The 7,395-nt window shown below is 73.0% G+C and carries 4 protein-coding genes and 2 pseudogenes; 3 read left to right on the top strand and 3 right to left on the bottom strand.

Annotated elements, in window-relative coordinates; all coding sequences use genetic code 11:
- The coding region (locus VR44_RS27695; protein ID WP_045950342.1) for a YihY/virulence factor BrkB family protein at positions 1 to 537 on the bottom strand (537 nt) is incomplete at its 3' end.
- Positions 538 to 865: 328 nt separating this feature from the next.
- Between VR44_RS27695 and VR44_RS27690 the strand changes: the two genes are divergently transcribed.
- Together VR44_RS27690 and VR44_RS48930 are read left to right on the top strand one after the other, a co-directional pair.
- Positions 866 to 1,786 (top strand): SigB/SigF/SigG family RNA polymerase sigma factor, encoded by a 921-nt coding sequence (locus tag VR44_RS27690; protein ID WP_094191952.1) that lies wholly within the window; start codon positions 866 to 868, stop codon positions 1,784 to 1,786.
- Positions 1,787 to 2,030: 244 nt separating this feature from the next.
- Complete coding sequence (locus tag VR44_RS48930; RefSeq protein WP_342669398.1) at positions 2,031 to 2,495, top strand: ATP-binding protein; 465 nt, start codon at positions 2,031 to 2,033, stop codon at positions 2,493 to 2,495.
- A gap of 127 nt (positions 2,496 to 2,622) precedes the next feature.
- On the opposite strand, the pseudogene glgX reads toward VR44_RS48930, so the two are convergent.
- Together glgX and VR44_RS27680 are read right to left on the bottom strand one after the other, a co-directional pair.
- Positions 2,623 to 4,714, bottom strand: a pseudogene (glgX, locus tag VR44_RS27685) (glycogen debranching protein GlgX); the annotation flags it as partial.
- Positions 4,715 to 4,764: 50 nt separating this feature from the next.
- A pseudogene (locus VR44_RS27680) lies at positions 4,765 to 6,373 on the bottom strand (FMN-binding glutamate synthase family protein).
- Between the two features lie 545 nt (positions 6,374 to 6,918).
- Between VR44_RS27680 and VR44_RS27675 the strand changes: the two are divergent.
- The coding region (locus VR44_RS27675) for a ribosomal maturation YjgA family protein (RefSeq protein ID WP_107072561.1) at positions 6,919 to 7,395 on the top strand (477 nt) is incomplete at its 3' end.

Raw genomic sequence — 7,395 nt, 5'->3', positions numbered from 1 at the left:
GGCGAGGCGGCGGACCACGGGGCCGGTGGCGACGAGGCTGGCGGTGCCCGTCACCAGCAGGGCGAGCAGCGCCGCGGCGGTCAGGGCCAGGATGTGGGCCGAGCGCAGGGGCGGGCGGGTGTCGGGCAGCCGGTGCATGGCGTGCAGGGCGCGGCGGAAGACGGCCAGGTAGCTGGAGGCCGACCACAGGGCGCTCAGGGCCGCGCTGCCGAGCAGGAGCCAGAGGGAGGACGGGCCCGAGGTGAGGCCGTCCAGTGCCTCCCGGAGCACCTGGGCCGACTGGGGAGGGGCGTACGAGGTGAGGTCGAGGATCAGGCGCTCGCGCGTGCCTCCCCCGGCGAGCCCGACAAGGGAGACACACACGAGGAGCGCGGGGACCAGGGCGAGGACCGCGTAGTAGGTGAGCGCCGCCGCCTGGTCGGCGACGTTGTCGTCCCAGAGCCGTACCGCGGTGCGGCGCAGGGCCGCGGCGGTCCGTCGCGCCAGGGTGAGGTGTGCGGGGCCGCGCCGGTACGCGGGGAGAGTGTCAGGTGCCACGGACCGCTCTTGCCCCGGGATCACGGCACCATCCGTGGGCCGGCGGCACCGCCCTCCACGTCGACGGCCTGCCCGCCGTATCCGGGTGGCGGGCCGGCCCGGTCGGTGGGCCTGGGCGCCGATGACGCAGGTGTCGTCGTCGGTGTCGAAGAGGCCGCTGCCGCCCCGGCCATCGGGTGGGCCTCCAGCGGCAGGGCGTCGTTGACGTCGCCCCGGGGGCGGCCCGCGAGGGGTACGGCGAGGCAACGGCGGGACCTCGTATGTGTGCGGGCCGGATCCCTGGGCATGAGCGCGCTCGGCAGCCAACAACCAGAAGGAGGGAACGGCCATGACGCCCCGTTCGGCCTCAGTCGTCAGCCCCGATCGTGCGACGGACCACCCGATCCCGGCCGACACCCCGGCCGGAGAGGCAGCGCCGTCGGTGGGAGCCCTCCCCCACGTGGAGCTGGCGCGCGAGCTGTCGCCCACGGACGCCCGGGAGTTGTCGCGGGTGTTCCTCGCGAGGCTGCGCACCCTGGAGGAGGGGACGCGTGCCTACCAGTACGTGCGCAACACCCTCATCGAGATGAACCTCTCCCTCGTGCAGTACGCCGCCCGGCGCTTCCGGGCCCGGGCCTCCGGGGGCGGGACCGACATGGACGACATCGTCCAGGTCGGCACCGTCGGCCTGATCAAGGCCATCGACCGCTACGACCCCGATCGCGGGGTGGAGTTCAGCACGCTCGCGCTGCCCTACATCACCGGTGAGATCAAGCGGCACTTCCGCGACACCACCTGGGCCGTCCACGTGCCGCGCCGCCTCCAGGAGTTGCGCAGCGAGCTCGCCAAGGCCCAGGAGACCCTCACCGACGAGCTGAACCGGGCTCCGACGGTTAAAGAGGTCGCCCGGCACCTCGGGCTGTCGGAGGAGGAGGTGATAGACGGCCTGGTCGCCGCCAACGGCTACACCAGCGGCTCCCTGGACCTCGCCTCCGAGGAGGACGAGGCGGCGGGGGCGGGCCGTCCCACCCTGGCGCTCGCCGACAGGCTCGGCGACACGGACCCGGCCATGGAGCTGTTCGAGGAGTTCCACACGCTCGCCCCGCTGCTGCGGGAGCTCAGCGAGCGGGACCGGCGGATCCTGCACATGAGGTTCGGACAGGAGAAGACCCAGGCGGAGATAGGAGCCGAACTCGGCATCTCGCAGATGCAGGTCTCCCGGCTGCTCTCCCGCATCCTCGGCCGGCTGCGGGCCGGCATGCTGACATAGGGTTGGGGATGGCGCCGACAGCCCTGCAACTGCGACCCCCCTCCTGAGACCGCACGGGAACGACGGCTGAGGGCCGGGCCCATTACGCTGTCCCAACGCTCGAAGGCGCACCGCGACGGGGACCACCGGACGGTCCCGTCCGGCTCGGGCGCGTACGGGCGGCCCGGGAAGGCTCCCGGAGCACTTCTGGGGCGCGTGCGGTCGCCACGAGAAGACAGCCACGCAATGGTGGGGGTGGAGCACAGTGAAGAGCAGCGGACCGCCGGTCGGGCATCCACCGCGACGGCAGCCGCCGGCGACGCGCCAGCGGCGACTCCTGGCGCTGGACGGCGCCCGGGGCCAGGTCGCCAAGGGCCGCGACTTCACCCGGCGGGCGCTGCGCGACCGGGGCTGGGACGGGACCGAGAGCTCGGAGGACGCCCTGCTCGTCGTCTCGGAGCTCCTGACCAACGCGAACCTGCACGCCGGCGGCTGCCTCCAGCTCGTCCTCACCCTCGGGGAGGTCCTGCGCATCGAGGTGGTCGACGCCTCCCCGGCCCCCCCGCGCCCCTCCCCCTCCCCCCGGCGCGGTGTGCCGGGCGGTCACGGGCTCTACATCGTCGACCGCCTGAGCGACCGCTGGGGCCACGAGACGCAGGCGCAGGGCAAGGTGGTGTGGGCGGAGTTCGACGGCTCCCGCCTGGTCTCCGGCGAGGCCTCAGGGCCCTGAGCCGTCCACGACTGGGCCCCCGGCGGCGTGTGCCGGGGGCCCTGTCGTGTGCGATGTCCGCCCGCCGGTTAGAGCCGGCCGCCGCTTGCCGGGCCGTGCCGCAGCGGTGCGGGGACTCCGCGCTGCGCAGGACCATCGTGCTGTGCGGGCACAGGCGGAGCGTGGCGCCCGGTTTGAGTTCGCGTTCGTCCGGGGTGTCGGGGGTGGCGGTGTCCACCAGGAGGGTCCAGCGGGTGGCGAATCGGTCGTCGGGGAGGCGGAAGTCGACGGCCGTGGCCGAGCTGTTGAACATCAGCAGGAAGGAGTCGTCGGTGACCCGGTTGCCGTAGGGGTCGGGTTCGGTGATGGCCTGTCCGTTGAGGAACATGGTCAGCGCCCCGGCCTGCGGCCAGCTCCAGTCCTCCTCCTGCATCGGCGCGGCATCGGGGCGCAGCCACTCGACGTCCGCCGGCGGCCGGTCGGCGTGGCCCACCGGGCGCCCCGAGAAGAAGCGCCGGCGGCGCAGGACGGGGTGGTCGCGGCGGAGCCGGATGAGGCCGGAGGTGAAGTCCAGGAGGGCGCGGGCCTCCTCGTCGAGGTCCCAGTCGATCCAGCTGGTCGGGTTGTCCTGGCAGTACGCGTTGTTGTTGCCGCCCTGGGTGCGGCCCAGCTCGTCACCGTGGCTGATCATGGGGATGCCCTGCGAGAGGATCAGCGTGGTGAGCAGGTTGCGCTGCTGGCGCGCCCGCAGCGCCAGAACTGCCGGGTCGTCCGTCTCGCCCTCCGCTCCGCAGTTCCAGGACCGGTTGTCGTCCTCCCCGTCCCGGCAGTCCTCGCCGTTCGCCTCGTTGTGCTTGCCGTCGTAGGACACCAGGTCGCGCAGGGTGAACCCGTCGTGGGCGGTGACGAAGTTGACGCTGGCGAGGGGCCGGCGCCGGTCGTTCTCGTACAGGTCGGCGGAGCCGGTGATGCGGGAGGCGAACTCGCCGAGCGTGCCCTCCGCGCCACGCCAGTAGTCCCGGACGGCGTCGCGGTAGCGCCCGTTCCACTCCGACCACAGGGGTGGGAAGTTGCCGACCTGGTAGCCGCCCTCCCCCAGGTCCCACGGTTCGGCGATGAGCTTGACGCGGCTGATCACCGGGTCCTGCTGGATGACGTCGAAGAAGGCGGACAGCCGGTCGACCTCGTGGAACTGGCGGGCAAGGGTGGCGGCCAGGTCGAAGCGGAAACCGTCGACGTGCATCTCCTGCACCCAGTAGCGCAGGGAGTCCATGATCAGCTGGAGCACGTTGGGGTGGCGCATCAGCAGGCTGTTGCCGGTGCCGGTGGTGTCGTAGTACCGCGAGCGGTCCTCGTCGGCGAGCCGGTAGTAGGCGGCGTTGTCGATGCCCTTGAACGCCAGGACCGGGCCCTTGTCGTTCCCCTCGGCGGTGTGGTTGTAGACGACGTCGAGGATGAGCTCGATGCCCGCCGCGTGCAGGGCCTTCACCATCTCCTTGAACTCGGTGACCTGCGCTCCGCGGCCTCCGGTCGCCGCGTAGGCGTTGTGCGGGGCGAAGAAGCCGATGGTGTTGTAGCCCCAGTAGTTCGAGAGGCCCTTCTCGGCCAGGTGGCCGTCCTGTACGAACTGGTGGACGGGCATCAGCTCCAGTGCGGTCACGCCGAGACCGGTCAGGTGCTCCAGGATGGTGGGCGATGCCCGCGTAGGTGCCGCGCAGCTCCTCCGGCAGTCCGGGGTGGGTGCGGGTGAGGCCGCGGACGTGCCCCTCGTAGATGACGCTCTCGCCGTACGCGTACCCCGGCGGCCTGTCGTCGCCCCAGTCGAAGCGGCGGTCGGTGACCACCGACAGCATGGTGTGGCCCGCGCTGTCGAGGGTGTTGGGCTCCGCACCGTCGGCGAAGCGGTGGCCGAAGAGCGACTCGTGGTGGTCGAGCTGCCCGTCGATGGCCGTGGCGTACGGGTCGAGCAGCAGCTTGGCCGGATTGCAGCGGTGGCCGGCGGCCGGGTCGAAGGGGCCGCTGACGCGGTAGCCGTACCGCTGACCGGGCCCCACGTCCGGGAGGTGGATGTGCCAGGCCGACCGGTCGATCTCGGTCATCCGGACCCGGGTCTCGCGTCCCGCGTCGTCGAGCAGCACCAGGTCGACGGCGTCCGCAACCTCGGAGAAGAGTGCGAAGTTGGTTCCGGAGCCGTCGTACGTCGCTCCCAGGGGATACGGTTTGCCCGTCCATGTGCGCATGGGGGTGACGCTACTGTCGGCGGGGCCTCCAGGCGCGTTGGTGCGCTGGTTCAGCATGTCGCCCCCGGCCGGCCGGTGAAGCGGTCCGGGTCGGCGGCGGCCCAGTCCGCGGCCCAGGAGCGGGGTGCCCCGCCGAGCAGCTCGCCCGGTGCGAGCCACTCGTGGAGTTCCGCGCCGGAGCGGACGGTGTGCGTGTCGACGCGGTGCAGCAGCAGCCCGGGGTGCAGCTGCCCGGGTTCGTCGACGCCCATCGCCGCCATGATCTGCAGGGCGCTCTTGACGGTGGCCTCCTGGTAGCGGTGGACCCGGGCCGCCTTGTCCGCGACGTCGAGGGCCGCCACCCGGCGGGGGTCCTGGGTGGCGACTCCGACGGGACAGGTGTTGGTGTGGCACCGCTGGGCCTGGATGCACCCCAGGGCGAACATCATCGACCGGGCGGCGTTGGCGTAGTCGGCGCCCTGCGCGAGGCGTTCGACCAGGTCGGCGCCGGTGGCGACCTTGCCGCTGGCGCCGATCCTGATCCGGTCGCGCAGGCCCGTCCCGACCAGGGCGTTGTGCACGGTGACCAGGCCGTCGGTGAGCGGCAGCCCGACCCGGTCGGCGAACTCCAGGGGCGCCGCTCCCGTCCCGCCCTCGGCCCCGTCGACGACGACGAAGTCGGGGGTGGTGCCCTCGTCCAGCATGGCCTTGCACACCGCGAGGAACTCGCGGCGCGAGCCCACGCACAGCTTGAAGCCGACCGGTTTGCCGTCCGCCAGCTCCCGCATCCGCGCCAGGAAGCGGACCAGGCCGCGCGGTGTGGAGAACGCGGTGTGGTAGGGCGGTGAGACGACGGTCACCCCCTCGGGCACCCCGCGGACCGCCGCGATCTCGGCGTTGACCTTCGACCCGGGCAGCACCCCGCCGATGCCCGGCTTGGCGCCCTGGCTCAGCTTCAGCGACAGGCACTTCACCTGGTCGTGGGCGGCCTTCTCCGCGAACTGCCGTTCGTCGAAGCGGCCGTCCTCGGTACGGCAGCCGAAGTACCCGGTGCCTATCTCCCACACCAGGTCGCCGCCGGGACGCAGGTGGTACTCCGACAGTCCGCCCTCGCCGGTGTCGTGGGCGAACCCGCCGCGGCGCGCGCCGGTGTTCAGGGCCGTGACGGCCTGCGCGGACAGCGAGCCGAAGCTCATCGCGGAGACGTTGAGCAGGGCCATCTCGTACGGGCGGCCGCAGTGCGGGCCGCCGATCCTGACCCGGGGCGGCTCCTCGGCGAGGGGCCGGGGTGCCATCGAGGGGGTGAGGTAGACCCTGCCCGGCTCGTAGAGGTCGCGTTCGGTGCCGAACGGCTCCTCGGCGTCGGTGCCCTTGGCGCGTTCGTAGACGATCGTGCGGGTGTCGCGGTCGAAGGGGCGGCCGTCGAAGTTCCGCTCGACGAAGTACTGCTGGACCTCCGGCCGCACGGCCTCCAGCGCGAACCGGAAGTGCCCGAGCAGCGGGTAGTTGCGCAGCAGGGAGTGGCCGCGCTGTGTGGCATCGCGCACCGCCACTGGCATCGCGCACCGCCACGGCCAGCAGGAGGACCATCGGCACGGCCAGGGCCCACCACCAGGCGGACAGGGTCACCGCCGCCGCGGCACCGGCCACCGCCAGGGCGCCGGGCAGCGCGAACGTCATCGTCTTGAGCTTGGTCATCACGCTGCGCACATGCCCTGACAACCCGTCCGCATGCGGTGGCCCGGACCTGCCCGTGCGGCGGGCGCGGTCAGGGGCGGGTGGCGGACCGGTCATGGCCGGGCCCCGGTGCGCCCGTCGGTTTCGAGCAAGGGTGTCACCGGGGGCGAGGGTAGTCGGCCGCGGCGCTCAAGGGGCGTCGGGCATGAGGCCGCCAGGCCTGGGCAGGTACTCCGCCGTGCCGCCGGCCGCGCAGCACCGGGGCCGCCACCCTGGTCGTCAGTCCGTCCGAGCCCCGGGGACCGATGCCCTTCGCTCATCCCGGCCTTCCAGAGTGCAGGTGGTAGCAGCGTCGCGGGCACGAACCCACGCCTGGAGCCGTCTGAACACTCGGTCCCGAGACCGGCTCCCCGGCCGCACCGCCGCCGGCCTGTTCCCGGCGCCAGGTAGCCGCTTCCCCAACCTCACTGGGCCATACACCCAGGCCATCTCCTTCGGGTCTGCCGGACCCGAACGGGGCCGGCCCGCGCATCCGGCACCATGACCCGATGGCTTCCACACCCACGGACCCCGACCGCGAGATCCCGGACCCCGCCGCACCGGACCGCGCGCCCGCCCGGCCGGCCCGCACCCGCGCCGCGGCGGTGGCGGCCGCCGTACTGACCGTCGGCGCGGGGCTGGGGCTCAGGGCGGTGGCGGCGGGGGACATGGCCAAGTACGGCGGCGACGCGCTCTACACCGTCCTTCTCCTGACGCTCGTCGTCGCGGCCGCCCCTCGGCTGTCGCCCGCACGGGCCGCCGCGATCGCCCTCGCCACCAGCTGGGCGGTCGAGTTCCTCCAAATCGGTCCGGTACCCGCCGCGCTTTCCCGGCACAGCACCCTCGCCCGCCTTGTGCTCGGCTCCACCTTCAACGCGCCCGACCTGGCCTGGTACGCAGTCGGTGCCGCTGCGGGCTCGATGGTCCATTCCGCGCTGCTGCGGCGGCCCCGCGCGGCACCGGCAGCGTGGCGCGCTGGGAACTCC

It is taken from the genome of Streptomyces katrae, assembly GCF_000966975.1.
In the GTDB taxonomy this organism is placed as follows: Bacteria; Actinomycetota; Actinomycetes; order Streptomycetales; family Streptomycetaceae; genus Streptomyces; species Streptomyces katrae.
The sequence above is the reverse complement of the archived record's forward strand: the minus strand, read 5'-3'. Positions and strand labels throughout refer to the sequence as shown.